The organism is Salinirubellus litoreus, from assembly GCF_037335815.1.
GTDB classification, from domain to species: Archaea; Halobacteriota; Halobacteria; order Halobacteriales; family Haloarculaceae; genus Salinirubellus; species Salinirubellus litoreus.
Window position 1 is genome coordinate 4,433,536 of sequence record NZ_CP147841.1, and the last position, 15,626, is coordinate 4,449,161.

13 protein-coding genes and 1 pseudogene are annotated in these 15,626 nt (G+C 69.2%); 9 read left to right on the forward strand and 5 right to left on the reverse strand.

Features of this window, described 5'->3' with window-relative positions; genetic code table 11:
- Positions 1–170: 170 nt before the first annotated feature.
- The 3 genes from WDJ58_RS22045 to WDJ58_RS22055 all read left to right on the forward strand — a co-directional run bounded on the left by WDJ58_RS22045 (position 171) and on the right by WDJ58_RS22055 (position 1,806).
- Positions 171–608 carry a hypothetical protein gene (locus WDJ58_RS22045; protein WP_338915464.1) on the forward strand — a complete coding sequence of 146 codons (438 nt, stop codon included), beginning with the start codon at positions 171–173 and terminating at the stop codon, positions 606–608.
- Positions 608–811 carry a helix-turn-helix transcriptional regulator gene (locus tag WDJ58_RS22050; protein ID WP_338915465.1) on the forward strand — a complete coding sequence of 68 codons (204 nt, stop codon included), beginning with the start codon at positions 608–610 and terminating at the stop codon, positions 809–811. Before WDJ58_RS22045 ends, WDJ58_RS22050 begins: the two co-directional genes overlap by 1 nt.
- Positions 812–957: 146 nt before the next feature.
- A complete protein-coding gene (locus tag WDJ58_RS22055) occupies positions 958–1,806 on the forward strand; it encodes an alpha/beta fold hydrolase (protein WP_338915466.1) in 849 nt (282 codons plus the stop codon).
- Positions 1,807–2,061: 255 nt separating this feature from the next.
- Here WDJ58_RS22055 and WDJ58_RS22060 read toward each other — a convergent pair whose 3' ends face one another.
- Positions 2,062–3,102, reverse strand: a complete 1,041-nt coding sequence (locus WDJ58_RS22060; RefSeq protein ID WP_338915467.1) for a lysylphosphatidylglycerol synthase transmembrane domain-containing protein — start codon at positions 3,100–3,102, stop codon at positions 2,062–2,064.
- A gap of 599 nt (positions 3,103–3,701) precedes the next feature.
- Here WDJ58_RS22060 and WDJ58_RS22065 point away from each other — a divergent pair.
- Both WDJ58_RS22065 and WDJ58_RS22070 read left to right on the forward strand, forming a co-directional pair.
- Positions 3,702–4,070 (forward strand): DUF7344 domain-containing protein, encoded by a 369-nt coding sequence (locus tag WDJ58_RS22065; protein ID WP_338915468.1) that lies wholly within the window; start codon positions 3,702–3,704, stop codon positions 4,068–4,070.
- Positions 4,067–4,771, forward strand: coding sequence for a helix-turn-helix domain-containing protein (locus WDJ58_RS22070; RefSeq protein WP_338915469.1), 705 nt, complete (start codon positions 4,067–4,069; stop codon positions 4,769–4,771). Before WDJ58_RS22065 ends, WDJ58_RS22070 begins: the two co-directional genes overlap by 4 nt.
- Positions 4,772–4,882: 111 nt before the next feature.
- Here the strand turns inward: WDJ58_RS22070 and WDJ58_RS22075 are convergent.
- Both WDJ58_RS22075 and WDJ58_RS22080 read right to left on the reverse strand, forming a co-directional pair.
- A pseudogene (locus tag WDJ58_RS22075) lies at positions 4,883–5,050 on the reverse strand (TrmB family transcriptional regulator); the annotation flags it as partial.
- A gap of 269 nt (positions 5,051–5,319) precedes the next feature.
- Positions 5,320–6,270 (reverse strand): mannonate dehydratase, encoded by a 951-nt coding sequence (locus tag WDJ58_RS22080; RefSeq protein WP_338915471.1) that lies wholly within the window; start codon positions 6,268–6,270, stop codon positions 5,320–5,322.
- A gap of 225 nt (positions 6,271–6,495) precedes the next feature.
- Here WDJ58_RS22080 and WDJ58_RS22085 point away from each other — a divergent pair, with 225 nt between their 5' ends.
- The 3 genes from WDJ58_RS22085 (at position 6,496) to WDJ58_RS22095 (ending at position 11,609) form a co-directional block, all read left to right on the forward strand.
- Positions 6,496–7,707 (forward strand): LLM class flavin-dependent oxidoreductase, encoded by a 1,212-nt coding sequence (locus WDJ58_RS22085; protein WP_338915472.1) that lies wholly within the window; start codon positions 6,496–6,498, stop codon positions 7,705–7,707.
- An 85-nt stretch (positions 7,708–7,792) separates the two neighbouring features.
- A complete protein-coding gene (locus WDJ58_RS22090) occupies positions 7,793–10,207 on the forward strand; it encodes an alpha-amylase family glycosyl hydrolase (protein WP_338915473.1) in 2,415 nt (804 codons plus the stop codon).
- Positions 10,208–10,595: 388 nt separating this feature from the next.
- The gene (locus tag WDJ58_RS22095) at positions 10,596–11,609 is read left to right on the forward strand and encodes an aldo/keto reductase (protein WP_338915474.1); all 1,014 of its coding nucleotides are present in this window, start codon (positions 10,596–10,598) and stop codon (positions 11,607–11,609) included.
- 141 nt (positions 11,610–11,750) lie between these two features.
- Here the strand turns inward: WDJ58_RS22095 and dgoD are convergent, their stop codons facing one another.
- A complete protein-coding gene (gene dgoD / locus WDJ58_RS22100) occupies positions 11,751–12,893 on the reverse strand; it encodes a galactonate dehydratase (RefSeq protein WP_338915475.1) in 1,143 nt (380 codons plus the stop codon).
- Positions 12,894–12,983: 90 nt separating this feature from the next.
- The gene (locus WDJ58_RS22105; protein WP_338915476.1) at positions 12,984–14,432 is read right to left on the reverse strand and encodes a DUF5518 domain-containing protein; all 1,449 of its coding nucleotides are present in this window, start codon (positions 14,430–14,432) and stop codon (positions 12,984–12,986) included.
- 446 nt (positions 14,433–14,878) lie between these two features.
- Between WDJ58_RS22105 and WDJ58_RS22110 the strand changes: the two genes are divergently transcribed.
- Positions 14,879–15,625, forward strand: coding sequence for a hypothetical protein (locus WDJ58_RS22110; RefSeq protein WP_380661671.1), 747 nt, complete (start codon positions 14,879–14,881; stop codon positions 15,623–15,625).
- The last annotated feature ends 1 nt before the right edge of the window (position 15,626 follow it).

A 15,626-nucleotide genomic window follows, 5' to 3' on the forward strand; every position in this document is an offset into this window, starting at 1 on the left:
GGATTTAGGCCAGCCTAAATTTATTTAACCGTTCCGATTTTTAGGCCTGCCGAAAGCAGGACGGACCGTCGCTCGGTCTCCCGCTTGCGGTTCGGGGAATCGCGGACCGGCAGGGCCGCACACCTCGGATCACGTAAAGTTATATCGACAGAGAGTAAAGGAATGTTGACATGGTCCTCTCGAACGACGAGACGAGTAACCTGCTGGGTATCCTCCGCCTCGGGTTCGTCGCCCTGCTCGCACCGCTGTGGCTGCTCGGCGGGTTCGCGCTGATCTGGCTCGGCGAGACGCCCCTCGGGGTCGGGTCGATCGCGATCGGGCTCGTCATGCTCGGCGGCGGCTACCGGCTCTATCGGGCGATCGAACGCCCGGACGTCGTGGTCGACGAGCGGGTGCGGGAGACCCAGTACCGCGCGGGGTACAACGCCTTCTGGACGATGGTGCTCGTCCCGTCGTGCTACGTCGCCTTCGGGATGTTCCTGCCGTCGGCGGTCACCGAGCGGGTCGCGGCGTGGGGCGGGTTCGAACTCGCGTGGCCCGTCGCGCTCGCGCTCGGGTTCGCGGCCTACATCGGCTCGCTCGCCTACTACCGCTTCCACGGGATCTGATGCCGGTCGAGAACGAACTCCGGGTCTACCGTGCGCGACACGATCTGACCCAGGCGGAGCTGGCGGTCGAGGTCGGAGTCTCCCGGCAGACGATCAACGCCGTCGAGACGGGCAAGTACAACCCGAGCCTGGAGCTGGCGCTGAAGCTCGCGAATCGCTTCGACGTCGCGGTCGAGGAGCTGTTCACCCTTCGCGAGGGGTGAGCCACCTCGGTCGACGTAGCGTCCGAGTCGTCGACGTAGCTCGTATCGACTGGCCCCGTCGCCAGTACGGGAAGGGTTCGACTGCGACAGAGTCGTCGGCCTCGCAAGGGTGGCACCCAAGCACGGTGAGCCCCAACCGGTAACCAATGCCGACGCTAGATCTCGATGACGGGACGCTCTGGTACGACGAGCGAGGAAGCGGTCCCCCGCTCGTCTGTCTCCACGGCGGGTGGCAGAACGCCGACGCCTGGGCTCCTCAGATCGACCGTTTCACGGACGAGTACCGGGTCGTGACGTTCGACTGCCGCGGGCACGGCAGGACCGGCGCGACCGGTTCGTCGCGGTACTCGGTCGACCTGTTCGTCGACGACCTCGAACGCCTCCTGTCGCATATCTCGATCGAGCGACCGATCCTCTGCGGTCTCTCCCTCGGCGGGATGGTGGTCCAGTCCTACCTCGACAGACACCCGGACCGGGCGCGCGCGGCGGTGATCGGCGGGCCGCTCCGGTCGATGCCGCCGGTCGCCCTCCCGCGCGGCGTGAAGCCCTTCCTCTCGCCGCTCCCGTTCGTCGCCGGGATGCTCTCGGCCGTCGGGTCGACGGCGACGTTCGAGGCGCTGCTCGGATCGATCAGGACGACGACGGGTCGGCGCTGGCTGACCCTCGATCCCGCGGTCCGCTCGGAGGCGATGAAGGCCGTCGGCGGGATCTCCGTCGACGAGTACCTGAAGATCTTCCGGGCGCTCTACGAGTTCGGGCCGCCGGACCTGTCCCACGTTCGCACGCCGACGCTGGTGCTCTACGGGGACCAGGAGTCGCCGCTGGTCAAGCGACAGGGCAAGCAGATCGCGAGGAGTGTCGTCGACGGGTCCTGGCGGGAGGTACCCGACGCGGGCCACCTGGTCAACCAGGACAATCCCCGGGCGTTCAACGAGGCGTGCGCCGAGCTCTTCGGCGAGCTGGAACGGACGGACGGCCGGCCGCTGGTCGCCTGAGCGCTCACGCTCACGATCGCGGGAACGAGGGCGAGTATCGTCCAGTAGCGGAGCACTGCGGTGCTCGCCGGTCGGATCCGATCGGAGCCACGGACGGGTGTACCGGCGGGGTCGACGGGCGTCCGATGACGGAGCCGCCCCACCTCGTCACTCGTCGGACCTGTAGCGACCGCCTCGGAGCCCTGGCGGTCGTCTTCACCGCCCGAGATAGGCGATGGAGAGGCGGGCTCGACTCCCCGGAGAAACGGGAGCGGCTCAGGACCACAGGACGAGGTAGAGCATCGCCCCCCCGCCGAGGAGGAGCACGTAGACGAAGCTCGCCACCCGGTAGACGAGCGCGAGCGCCGCGGCGGTCTCCGGACCGAGCGCCGTCAGCGCGATCACGAGGCCGACGATGGCCGCCTCCACGCCGCCGAGGCCGCCGGGCGTGGGGACGAACCCGGCGACGGTGCTCGCCGGGACGACGAACAGCACCACCAGCGGCGAGAGGCTCACGCCGAGGGTGAGTGCCGCGAAGTACAGCGGGAGGGCGAAGAAGACCCAGCCGACGAACGCGTAGACGAGGGTCTCCGCGATCGCGCGGCGGTCGACGGCCATCCGGTCGACGAGGCCGTAGAACTCGTCGACCCGGTCGCGTATCTCGTGGGGGTCGATCCGATCGGTCCGGCGGGCGACGGGGCTGAGGACCGCGTCGGCGACCCGTTCGACGGCCCGTCGCCGCGTCCAGAACAGGTACGCCAGGAGCGGGAGGGCGACGAACAGCGCGCCCAGCCCCCAGAGGAGCATCCGGGCGTTCTCCGGGAACTGCCCGGTGACGATCAGCGCGACGAACCCGAGGGCCGCGAACGTGAAGAACGGGACCAGGTTGAGCGTATCCGAGGTGACGATGCTCGCGAGGCTGTCCTGGAAGGTCGCGCGGTCGTTACGCGAGAGGACGTACGCGACGAACGGGCCGCCGCCGGCCCGCCCGAACGGGGTGAGGTAGTCGGCGAACGTCGCCGCGACGTACGTGATGGAGATGGTCGGGAACGGGATGTCGACGTCGACGACCGAGAGCAGGACGTCCCACGCCTTCGACCAGATGACGAGGCTCAGGGTGGTCGAGACGCAGGCGACGGCGACCCACTTGTAGTCGGCGTTCCGGAGGGTCGCGAGTATCTCCCCCCACCCGATCCGACCGCCGAAGTAGTAGATCACCACCCCGGCGATCGCGAACCCGACCAGCGCCTTCAGCAACGACCCGCTGTCGAGCGGACCGGTCGCCGTCGCCTCCGCCTCGGTAGTCGTATCGGTCATCGTTGTATCGCGTTCGACGAAGCGCCCGTCCCGAGCGGTCTCCACCGCATCGGTTGCACGGGGGTTCGGCGGTCACCGGGTAATGCCCGTTGCTTGCAGGTTCAGCCGGGACGGAATCCGTGCTCCTCGCCCGGACGCCGCCGCCGGTGATGCCGGGGATCGGAGCCGCCGCCGATGGGCGACCGGGCGGCCGTTCCGGTCCCGATCCCGTGCCCGCAGATGAACACCGTGATGCTGCACGAGGTAGAGCTACCCCGGTCCGCCTGGTGGCACCGTTCGATGACAGCAGAGGCACAGGCGCTCGGGAGATGCACCGAATGCGGTACGGCCTACGCCATCTTCGAGGGGCCGGAGGGCTGGCGCGCGCTCGGGACCGACGGGAGCCGCGGCCGCCGTTCGAAAGACGTTCGACACGGCCCCCGAAGGACGTCCCCGAGCTGTCAGCGTCTCCGGAGGTGACTCCAAATCGCCCTGTCACCCGTTTCCTCAATACACATTCTCTCGTGAAATTCAGCACGTTTGATGTTTATTGCGTATAATACGTTACTGTTCAAAAGATGTTAGGAACCGAGTTCGTAGTACGACCGGGGGGACAGGGTATGGGGAGTGACGCCGCCGACACGGGCACACGGGTTCCGCGCGTGGCCGAACACCTCGATCTGGTCTTCGGGCTCCTGCAGCGGGCGCGACGTCGGTACGTCCTCTACTACCTGTCGACCAGGAAGGACGAACCCGTCGACTCCGGCGACCTGGTGAGCGCGATCCGTACCTACGAGACGGGCGACAGCCCGGGGACCGATCCCCCGCCCCGGAAGGAGCTCTGGATCGCCCTGTATCACACTCACCTGCCCCGGCTCGCCGACACGGGCGTCCTCGAGTACGACGACCGGCGGGGGACGGTCCGGTCCACGATGTCCCCCGCGGTCGAGGAGTGGGTGGCACACGCCCGCCACCGGGAGATCGAGTGACCGTGGCCCCAGCCGTCACCACCGAGTTCACGCTCCCCGCGCCGTCGTTCCCGTTCGGACGGGCCACCAGTTACCCTCCGACCGTCCAGGTGTACCTCGAACGGTTCGTCCCGCTCACCGGGGCGCGTATCCCGTTTCTCTGGGTCTCGGGCCCGGGGATCGCGGCGTTCGAACGCCACCTTCGGGGGAGCGAACTCGTCGCGGACGTCGACGCGCGACTCCACACCGAGGAGCGTGCGCTGTACGCCGTCGAGTGGGACCCGGGGGGCGAGACGTTCCTCGACGGTCTCGGTGAGGCCGGCGGCACGATCATGGACGCCCACGGGAACGACCCCTGGGCGTTCACCGTTCGCTTCCCGGATCACGACGCCCTCTCGCACTTCTCCCGGTTCTGTCGTACCGAGGACTTCCCCGTCGACATCGGGCGCGTCTGTACGGCCGCCGAGCACCCCGAGATCGCTCCCGACGGCGGTATCACGTCCAGACAGCGCCAGGCGCTACTCCTGGCGGTCGAAGGGGGCTACTTCGCCGTCCCGCGGGAGACGACGCTCGAGGAGATCGCCGACGAACTCGGTGTCTCCCCGCAGAACACCTCCGAACTCGTCCGTCGTGGGGCCGGCCATCTCCTCCGGAGGGCGTTCGTCGGTCTCGTCGACGAGCCCGTCATCGCGCCCGTCGAGGCGGGGCCGAACCCGGAGTAGAGCGGCCCCGGTGCCCCGAGTCCGTCGCGCCGCTCGATGGCCAGCGGTGCAGGTGCGCACACAGCGGACGAACCGAGCAGTCCTGCGGAGGGACGGGAAACGAGGTCGTGGTCAGCCGGGGTCCTCGGCGGGGAACAGCCCGGTCGCCATGAGCCGCCGGGCGATCACGACGAGCCCGTTGCCGAAGCCGTGGCCGTACACGGCCATCTCCTTCCCGCTCTCGGGGTCGAACGAGCTGAGCAGGATCGTCTGGCGGTCGATCAGCAGCAGGCGGCCGATCTGACCGTCACCCACGCCGGGGAGGGTCGGATCACGAGGTCGGTCGAGGCGTGTCTCGCCGAGGTCGACCTCGAAGGGGAGACGGCGGAATCGAGGAGTGCCGCGCTGATGATCGAGCTGATCGGCGTGCCCGGCGTCGTCGATATCTGGCGGCCTGAAGAGGTCCCGGTGGGGTAGTCGTCCGCTTCACGGGGGCGAACCCGGGCGAAGCGCCCGGTACTCCCGATCACGCCGGCCCCGGAGGAGGGCTCCCCCCGCTCGACCGCCGATCAGTCCTCGAGCAGACCCTTCATGTAACCGGCGGCGAACAGCTTGCCCGTGATGTGATACCCCGGGATGGAGTTGTCCTCGCCGGCCATCGTCGGGACGTGGTCCGGTCGGATCGGACCGTCGAACCCGATATCCTTGTAGGCGTCTATGGCCGCCTGCATGTCCGTCGGTCCCTCGTCGTGCCAGGTCTCGACGAAGTCCTCGGCGGGGCCGTCGACGTCGCGGAAGTGGACGAAGTGGATGCGGTCGCCGAAGTGCCGGATGGTCTCGGGGATGTCGACCCCCATCGCGGAGAAGTTGCCCTGACAGAACGTCACGCCGTTGTGCGGCGAGTCGTAGATGTCGAGCACGCGGTCGTACGCCTCCGGGCTAGTGATGATGCGTGGCATCCCCCGGACGTCCGAGATGGGCGGGTCGTCGGGGTGCAGGCCGAGGTAGACCCCCGCCTCCTCGGCGACGGGGACCACCCGTTCGAGGAAGTACTCCAGGTTCTCCCAGAGGTCCTCCCTCGTCGTGTTCCTCGCCGCCGCGGGGGTCGGGCCGCGGCGCATCTGCTCGTCGTCGTAGGCACTCGTCAGCGAGTTCCCGCGGGCAGGGGTGGTCACGGAGGTCCGGGCCCAGCGGAGGCCGGACATCCAGTCGTAGCAGACGACGTCGACGCCGAGTTCGCCGAGGTTGCGCACGAGCGTGCAGAACCGCTCGATCTCCTCGTCGCGGCCGTCGAGGGCCAGCCGAGTCGTGTCGGTCACGGGGACGCTCCCCTCGAACACCGCGGGCTCCATGCCGTGGTCGCGATAGCGGTTGACGATGCGGAGCAGTTCGTCGTACTCGTAGGGGAGCGAGCCGTCGCCGATCTCCAGCGAGTGGAAGACGGCGTGGTTCACGCCGACCTGCTCGGCGAGCGTCCAGCGTTCGTCGGGTTCGGGCGGGAGGACGAGCGAGATATCCATGACTGGATGCGACGTATCCGGGGGCGCGCTCATAGTGGTTGGCATTCGCAAACACCGACCAGTCCGGCGTGAAACGCCCGAGGGCAGGTCCCAGGGGCTCCTCGGGTGACGTTCGCTACCAGAGGCGCTCGGAAGCCCGGCACCACCGGCGGCGGACGCTACTGGTGGGTGGTAACTGTGGGCAAGGCTTTAGTGGGTTTCTCGTGAGGGGAGGGTGGCGAAATCATGGACGAAGGAATGAGTTTCGGCGTCTTCTCGATGCCGGAGTACCGTCCGGAGCTGAACTGGAACCTGGCCCACCACCAGATGACCGACCTCGCGGTCCTCGCCGAGAAGCTGGGGTTCGAGGAGTACTGGGTCGGCGAGCACCACACACAAGGCCACGAGAGCTCGCCGATGCCCGAACTCCAGCTGGCGTGTATGGCCCAGGCCACCGACACCATCCGGCTGGGGACGGGGACGCTCAACCTGCCCTACGACTTCCAGGACCCGTTCCACGTCGCTGAGCGGATGGCCTTCCTCGACCAGCTGGCCGACGGCCGCATCAACTTCGGCTACGGGGCCGGGGCGCTCCCCGCCGACATGGAGATGTTCAACGTCGGCGAGGACGGCAAGAACAAGATGTGGGAGGCGATCGACGTCATCGAGACGTACCTGGAGGCCGAGGAGCCCACGGCGTTCGACGGCGAGTTCTACCAGTACGACGAGCGGGCCATCCAGGTCCCGCCCTACCAGGGCGAGGACCGACCGACGGCCCTCGCGGGGCTCTCCTCGCTGAGCTCGTTCACCAACGCCGTGAAGGACGGCCACCGGCCGCTGTGCATCAGCTTCGCGCCGCTCGAATCGGGGAACAACCCGGCCGCCGTGGGGCTGACGGACATCGCCGACGAGCTCGACCGGACCGCCGAGGAGGTCGGCCGCGATCCCCACGAGGTCCGTGACGAGTGGACCGTCGTCCGCGAGGTGTTCGTCGCCGACAGCAAGGAGGAGGCCTACGAGGAGATCAGGGAGGGTGCGGAGGAGTACTACGACTACCTGTTCGGCCTCGGCGACGGCGGGCTCATCAACCTGGTCGCACACGAGCCGGACTGGGCGTGGGGCGAGGAGGTCACCCTGGAGTGGATGATCGAGAACCTCCCCTTCATCATGGGCTCGCCGGAGGAGTGCATCGCCCAGATCCGGCAGCTCCGCGAGGAGCTCGGCCACTTCGGTCGCCTCGTCATCAACCACCACGACTGGGGGATCCCCGAGTACCGGTGGCGGCAGTCCTACGAGCGGTTCGCCGAGGAGGTCATGCCGGCCTTCCAGGAGCACAAACGACCCCGGGAGGTCTACCGGAACGAGGTGCCCGGCTACGCCGAGCGCGTCCCGAAGGCGAGCCCGGACGTGTTCGCGCTCGGCAGGTCGGCGGACGCGACCCCGGCCGACGACGACTGATCCCGGACCGCCACCCCTCGAAACGGATCGACGGCGGGCCGTCGTAGCGAACACGTTTTTGTCGCGCTCGGACAGTGGACGGACGATGCCCGACGGCTTCACGCCGCGAACGCCGGTCTCGTCTCACCACCCCGGCCCGCCACGGTTCGTCCACGTCGGCGAGCCGATACGGGACCCGATCTTCGTCCTCGCGGCGGACACCACCGGGCTCGGGGTAGAAGTCGAGATCGAGCACGGCGGTCGCGACGGACTCGCGCCGCGGTTACCCGACCTGCGACTCGATCCCGAGCCCTACGGCGCCGACGCCTTCGAGTGGTCGGTCGTCTCCGCTCCACCGGGAAGCGACGGTGACGTCCTCTCGTTCGCCACGCCGACGACCCCGATCCCCCGGTACGACACCGGGATGGATCACGTCGCCGAGTTCGAGGCCGACGCACCCGGCAGATACCTGTTGGGACTCGACGCACCGGACGGAACCCACGAACTGACCGTCCACGCCTTCCCCGAACCCGACGATACGCCCCGTCCACGGCTCGAACTCGACGCCGAGTTCGACCCCGTGACGGAGCGCTTCCGGATCGAGTCGAACGCCGCGCTCGCGCCGTCGGGCGAGGCGAGGTGCGGAGACCTGCGCGTCGAGTTCCTGGCGGACGACCGCGACCCGCTCCCCGGAGACGGGATCGAGATCGGGGACGACGGGCTGTCGGCGACGGTTCCGCTCGACGCACTCGGGGAGGATGTCTGTCGGGTCCACGCCGCCGCGTACGACGGCCGGCGGGCGAGCGTGGGCGACTCGATCGAACTGCGCCCCGACGGGGACGTGACGCTTCCGAACCGCCCGCCCGGGTGGCTCGACGACGCCGTCCTCTACCAGATCTTCCCGCGGTCGTGGGCGGGCGAGCGCGGCGCGACGACGTTCGAGACGCTGATCGACGGCGACCCGGAGACCGGAGCACGGGGCGTCGACTACCTCGCCGACCTCGGCGTCGACGTCGTGTGGCTCACGCCGGTCGTCCCCGCGGCGAGCGCCGAAACCGAGCGGGCGGGCGGCGGTCCGCACGGCTACGACACGCTCGACTACTTCGACGTCGCCCCCGACCTCGCACCCGACGGGATGGACCCCCTCGACGCGTACGTCGAGTTCGTCGACGCCTGTCACGAGCAAGGGATCAGGGTCTGTTTCGATCTCGTCGCCAGCCACGCGGGGTTCCGGATCGACGAGTTCACGGGGACGATCGGGGAGTCCGCGGGGTCGGAGTCGCTCGGCGGGGAAGACCCGCTTCGGGTCCTCCGGTGGGACGAGGGAGCGAGGACGTTCGACTGGTGGGATCGGGCGGCCGTTCGGCGGTACGCCCCCGACGGGACGGTCCTGGAGGAGGCCCCCCGCCCGACCGGGTTCGCCGACCTCCGCTCGATGCCGAACTGGAACTACGAGCACGTCGCCGCGCGGGAGTTCATGCTCGGGGTCGCGGACTTCTGGTCGCGGGTGGTCGGCGTGGACGGCTTCCGCTGTGACGTCGCGTTCGGCGTCCAGCACAGCGTCTGGCGCGAGGTCAGGGAGGTCGTCCGGGCGAACGACGCCGAGTTCTTCACCCTCGACGAGACGATCCCGAACGACCCGGCGTTCTCGGAGAACCAGTTCGACGTCCACTTCGACACGACGGGGCTCACCTACACCGCCCAGGACCTCGTGCGTCGGCTGTCCCCCCGGCGGGAGCCAGCGACGTCGGGAACCGACCGCCGGGGGGAACCGGATCCGAGCGCTCTGGTCGAGGCCGTGCTCGACCGTCGGGACCGGGGACACCCCGACCACGCGCTGTTCCTCAACAGCGTCGAGAACCACGACGAACACCGACTGCTCAGCCTGGCGGCCGTCGACCCGCTCGACCCCGATCACGACGACGTGACCGACGAGGAGTGGGACCGCGCCGCTCGGCTCCAGCGGGCGTGTTTCGCCGCCTGCGTCACGCTCCCCGGGATACCGACAGTCTACTACGGTGCCGAACGGGCGATCAGCCGCTACGGCACCGGACGGTGGGCGGGCGAGGAAGACGGCCGCGGGGTGACCTCCGGAGGGAACGTCGATCCCGACGCCGACGTCCGTCCGGGCGGCCGCCAGCGCGCGTTCATGAACTGGGAGCGGTACGACGCAGCACACCTGGCGTTCTACCGGCGGCTGATCGACCGCTATCACGACCTCGACGCGCTCCACGCCGACGCCGCGCTCCGCACCCTGCCCGTCGAGAGCGACCACGAGGTGGCGTTCTTCGTCCGCGAGGCGAGCGCGTCGACCGGCGTCTCGGGTCCGGAGGCGGTGCTCGTCGCACTGAACTTCGAGGCCGATCCAGTCTCGGTCGATCTCCCGCCGGGAGTCGAGTCGTCCGATCTCCTGGGGAGGTCCGGTGGGGAGGGAGCGACGGTCACCCTCGACACCGTGGGCGTCTTCGCCCTCGACGGCCCGATCGATGGGACACCGATCGTCGAGAGGACGGTCGAGTGATCCCACACGGGAGAGAGGCGGGGAAACCGGGGCACTCGCCACCGGCTCTCGGGGCGTCCGGTCGGCGATCGAGCGTCGCGCTTGTCGGCGAGTCCACCGCGCGCCGTTCGCCGACGCCGGGCGTTTCAGATCGAGTTATCGAGAACACCTCTAATAAGGCCGGTCCAACAGGGGTACTTGGGTTGGGGATGTAGGATGCCCCTGCTGTGCCGGACCGCATCTGTCACCATCCACCGCGAAGGTGTCATTGTATGGTGCGGCACGGTCGGTGAACGATGCCAAAAAGCTAAATCCGATGAGCCGTGGGACGCGTGTTTTCGGGGCGTGGACACCGGGGGGACGTTCCGTCGAGGCGACGTATTATCACGTCGGCCCGTGACCGGTACGCATGGGTATCGAGACGGTCCCGCTGGGACGGACGGGTCTGAAGGTCAGCCGACTCGCGTTCGGCACCTGGCGGTTCGGCCGCCGGCTGGTCGACGGCGAGGAGCGCTACGACGTCGACGGCGGTCTCGTCGAGACCACCGAACAGGAGGCCTACGACCTGCTGGACGCCTACGCCGAGCACGGCGGCAACTTCATCGACACCGCCGACAAGTACGGCGACGGGCGGAGCGAGGAGTGGATCGGTAACTGGCTGTCCGACCGCGACCGCGAGGACTTCGTCGTCGCTACGAAGATCCACCGCCCCCGACGGCCGGGCGACCCGAACGGGGAGGGACTCAACCGCAAACACCTCCGCCGGCAGATCGACGTCTGTCTCGACCGGCTCGGAACGGACTACATCGACCTCCTCTACTGTCATCGCTGGGACGACTCAACGCCCGCGGCGGAGTTCATGCGCACCCTCGACGGGTTCGTCGAGGCGGGGAAGGTCAACTACCTCGGTATCTCCTCGGGCGAGCCCGACGCCTGGAAGATCGTCAAGGCGAACGAGATCGCCGCACGCGAGGGGTACGAACCGTTCACCGTGACCCAGCCGCGCTACAACCTCGTCGACCGGGAGATCGAGGCGGGCTACCTGGAGATGTGCCGGGACTACGGCCTCGGAGTCGTCCCCTGGAGCCCGCTGGGATGGGGGTTCCTCACCGGGAAGTACTCACGCGAGAGCGACACGCCCGAGGAGTCGACGGCCGCGGCCGACGGGAGCTTCGAGTCGAACTACCTGACAGAGGAGAACTTCGAAGTGCTCGACGCGGTACTGGAAACAGCCGAGGCGGTCGGCGCGACGCCCGCCCAGGTCGCGCTCGCGTACCACCTCCACCACCCCGACGTCACCGCGCCGATCGTCGGCGCGAGCAGCGTCGACCAGCTCGAGGAGAACCTCGGTGCCGACGACGTCTCGCTCACGGACGACCAGTTCGAGCGCCTGCGGGCCGCGAAGACCGCGAGCCTCTACTGACTGTGGACGTCGCGCCGGCCCCTCGGAACCGACCGGCGGTCCTCGCCACGAGCGGAACACCGGATCACGACAGACCCCGCAGCCGGGGCGGCGAGACCACATACTCTGACTGCGGGCTCCCTGTCCGAGTGGACACCGGAACTACTGGTCGACCACGGAGCCGTCCTCGTGGAGGCGGGTGAGGACCTCCCGTGGCTCGTAGGGATGCTCGTCGAGGGCCTCCTCGTCGAGTTCGACGCCGATGCCCGGGGCGTCCGGTACGACGAGATAGCCGCCGTCGCGCTCGAGCGGTTCGGCGAGCAGTTCGCGGCCGGGCTCGCCCTCGTCTCGTGTGTAGGGGTACTCCTGGATAGCGAAGTTGGGGATCGAGGCGGCGAGCTGGAGGCACGCAGCGGTACTCACCGGGCTGAGCGGGTTGTGCGGGACGACCTTCGCGTAGTGGGCCTCCGCGAGCGCGGCGACCTTCTTGGCGTGGGTCAGTCCCCCAACCATGCAGACGTCCGGACGAACGTAGTCGACCGCGTCGCGCGAGAGGAGCATCTCGAACTCCTGGACCGTGTGGATGCGCTCGCCCGTCGCGATGGGGATATCGATCTCATGTGCGATCCGCGCCATCGCGTCGAAGTTGTCCGGCCGGGTAGGGTCCTCGAAGAACATCGGCCGGTACGCCTCGATCTCGCGCCCCAGGGCGACGGCCTCCTCGGGGTCGAGCCGGCGGTGGATCTCGATGCAGAGGTCGACCTCGTCGCCGACGGCCTCGCGGAACTGTCGGACGCGGTCGGTCGCCTCGCCGATCTTCGCGGCATGCGTCTCGAAGTACGGCTTCGAACGCGGTTCGTCTGCCAGCGGGTTGAGGTGTCCGACCGCGGTGAACCCCCGTTCCTTCGCCGCTCGGCAGCCCGCGACGAGCTCCTCGGTCGTCTCGCCGAAGACGTGGGCGTAGACCCGCGCCTTCTCCCGGGTCGGACCGCCGAGGAGACGGTACGCGGGAACGCCGTAGTGCTTGCCCGCGATGTCCCACAGGGCGATGTCGATGGCGCTGAGCGCGCCCATGATCGCCGCCCCCCGGAAGTGGGCGTTCCGGTACATGTACTGCCAGTGGTGCTCGATTTCGAGGGGATCGCGCCCCACGAGGTAGCGGGCGAACGTCTCGACGGCGCCGGCCGAGGCCTCGAGGAACCCCCACGTCCCGGACTCGCCGAGCCCCGTGATGCCCTCGTCGGTGTGGATTCGGACGAACAGGTAGCGGTCGGCGAACACCGTCTCGACGTCGGTTATCTCCATGGGCGCCCGTCCGGGTGCCGGGACTTAGCGTTACGGGCGAGGTCCGGGAGCGCCAGTTGTGGTGCTCTCGAGACGAACGTCGTCGAGGAGTCAGCCGCGATACCGCCCGCTGCCGATCTCCAGCTCCCCTTCGGCCAGATACCAGCCCGTCCCGGGGCCGAGGAGCTCGGTCCGGATCCGCTGGCGATACTCGTTTCCGGTCCACCCGCCGGAGAACCACTCGTTCCGGCCGTCGAGCTCCGTGCCGACGTAGACCGTCGCGTTCTCGGGGGCGTCGTAGGCGGCGTACACCCGGCTGTCGTACTCGTAGCACTCCTGTCGTGCCCCGGCACCGAACGTACACTCGACCTCGGTGAGGTTGTACCGGGGGTCGAGGAGCGGTTCGGTCCCGAACGGGTCGGCCGTCTCGACGGAGTCGTCGGCGACCACCGTGACGTCGAACGAGAACGAGCCGTCGTCCCGGACACCCATGTTCGGGTCGGACGGGTCGTACTCCCCGGGGTCGATGCGCTCGGCCCAGCCCATCGTCTCGTTCTCGACCACGCGGTAGTAGACGCGGGAGACCTCGATGCGATCGGCCGATATCGCCAGCATCCGCCCGTGCTCGGTCTCGACGAGTTCGTACGTGAAGTTCACCGGCTCCGGATCCGGGTCGTACCCCTCGATAGCCGGGACGCTGCGGCTGTACCTGACCTCCTCGACGAACCGCTCGCCGATCTCGGCCTCCCCGTTCGACCCCGGGACCGGGACGTAGAACGTCGCGTCCTCGATCGTCCGGTCAGTCGAGAGGGTGACCCGATACTCGTAGGTGCCCTCGGCGTTCTGCTCGACGCGCTGCTGACCGAGCGCGTAGAGCCCGCCGACGACGAGGGCGAACACCACGAGGAGGGCCACCGCGCCAGCACCGACCACGCGCCAGTCGACAGTGTCGCCCGGCCCGCGGCCCAGATACCGGTACCCGAGGACGGCGGCCGCCGCCCCCGCGACGAACCCCACCGGGAGGCCGACGAGCGCCGACGGCCAGATCAGCGGGTCGAGCGCGGCGATCAGGGCGACCGCCACGGCGAGGAAGACGACGACGCCGGCGACGAGGCCGCCCGCGATCGCCAGCCACGGGCGTGACCCGCGCGCGGACGATCCGAGGCCACCGGCGGCGCTCGTCTCCCGCTCGACCGCGAGGAGACCACCGAGCACGCCGCCGATAGCCGCGACCACGACCTGTCCGACCGACGCGAGCAGCGAGAGGGCGGCACCGATCGCGAGCCCCGCCAGCGGGACGTCCGGGGAGACGAACGGGAGCTCGCCGAAGCGGACGAGCAGGACGACACCGGTGACGAGCGTGCCGACCGCCGCCATCAGGACGCCGGCGGTCGCCCCCGCGAGCGCGTCGCGTTTCGTCCCCTCGCGTTCGAGGTAGCCGGCGACGCCGCCGCCGAGCAGCGGCGCGACCAGCAGGACGATCGGCACGAACCCGAGCGCGGCCCCCGCGACGCCCCCGATGGCACCGTTCCGAAGCGTCCGTCGTGTCTCGTTACGCACGGCCCGGAACACGAACTGGCACGGTGAAATGTCCTTCGCGTATTACGGCCGCCGCCGCGGTTCTCGAATCCTCCGGACACTCACCTGGAGTCGCGTCACGCGAGGCGGCAAGGGGCCGGGCCCATCGACGGCGGAGCCGAACGCGCCTGCGATAGCAAGCGCTCGGCTGAGGGACTCCCTCTCCCGAGTCCGGGTATGGCGAGTCCTCCGGAACCGGCGAGGACGGACGCGAGACGGATCGGGACACCGACGAGAGGTAGCGAGGACCGCGCCCGACCGGATCGGTACCGACACGACACGGGTCGGTCTGTCGGGGACGGCGACGGCGGGAGTCCGTCGACTGCTCCACCCGGCGTATCGATCGGGACGGCAACGTTCGTCGGGAGGGACTCGTGATCGGTCGTGCGACCGCCGCACTGGTAGCCGATGCCGCGTCCTCCGCGGGGGTGTTCGCCGGGGGTGGCACGATCGAGGCGCTCGCGCCGGCGCTCGCCTTCGGGCTCGCGGCCGTCCACTGGTTCTCCGGTCGGCTGTGGTTCCTCGACGGCGTCCCCCGGAGCCGAACGCTGTCGTTCGCCGGGGAGGTCTCGGTCGCCTACGTCTTCGTCCACCTCTTCCCCGAGGTGCAGGAGGCCGGCTCCGAGATCGCCGAGAGCGAGTTCGGCCCGCTGATCCCGTTCGCCGAACACCACGTCTACCTCGTCGCCCTGGTGGGGTTCGTCGCGTTCTACGGGCTCGAACGGTTCGCTCAGCGTGCGGGCGACGACGGGCGGGATCGGGAGGCGGACTCGGCGGGCGTTTTCTGGCTCCACGTCGGGTCGTTCGGCGCGTACAACGTGCTCGTCGGGTACCTCCTGCTCCACCGCGAGGAGGCCGGCGTCGTCAGCCTCCTGTTCTTCTTCGTGGCCATGGCGCTCCACTTCCTCGTGAACGACCACGGCCTCCGGGAGCATCACGGGTCGCTCTATCACGACCGGGGACGGTGGATCCTCGCGGCGGCCGTGCTGGTCGGGACCGGGATCGGGCTGGTCGCGGACGTCCCGTCCGGGATGCTCGCGGTGCTGTTCGCGTTCCTCGCGGGCGGGATCGTCCTCAACGTCATCAAGGAGGAGCTCCCCGAGGAGCGCGAGAGTCGGTTCCCGGCGTTCGCGGTCGGCACTGGCGGGTACGCCGCGCTCCTGCTCCTCGTCTGAG

Excerpts from the sequence above, each read along its gene's own strand:
- WDJ58_RS22045 (WP_338915464.1), top strand. The coding sequence starts at position 171 with ATGGTCCTCTCGAACGACGAGACGAGTAACCTGCTGGGTATCCTCCGC.
- WDJ58_RS22050 (WP_338915465.1), top strand. The coding sequence starts at position 608 with ATGCCGGTCGAGAACGAACTCCGGGTCTACCGTGCGCGACACGATCTG.
- WDJ58_RS22055 (WP_338915466.1), top strand. The coding sequence starts at position 958 with ATGCCGACGCTAGATCTCGATGACGGGACGCTCTGGTACGACGAGCGA.
- WDJ58_RS22060 (WP_338915467.1), bottom strand. The coding sequence starts at position 3,102 with ATGACCGATACGACTACCGAGGCGGAGGCGACGGCGACCGGTCCGCTC.
- WDJ58_RS22065 (WP_338915468.1), top strand. The coding sequence starts at position 3,702 with ATGGGGAGTGACGCCGCCGACACGGGCACACGGGTTCCGCGCGTGGCC.
- WDJ58_RS22080 (WP_338915471.1), bottom strand. The coding sequence starts at position 6,270 with ATGGATATCTCGCTCGTCCTCCCGCCCGAACCCGACGAACGCTGGACG.
- WDJ58_RS22085 (WP_338915472.1), top strand. The coding sequence starts at position 6,496 with ATGGACGAAGGAATGAGTTTCGGCGTCTTCTCGATGCCGGAGTACCGT.
- WDJ58_RS22090 (WP_338915473.1), top strand. The coding sequence starts at position 7,793 with ATGCCCGACGGCTTCACGCCGCGAACGCCGGTCTCGTCTCACCACCCC.
- WDJ58_RS22095 (WP_338915474.1), top strand. The coding sequence starts at position 10,596 with ATGGGTATCGAGACGGTCCCGCTGGGACGGACGGGTCTGAAGGTCAGC.
- dgoD (WP_338915475.1), bottom strand. The coding sequence starts at position 12,893 with ATGGAGATAACCGACGTCGAGACGGTGTTCGCCGACCGCTACCTGTTC.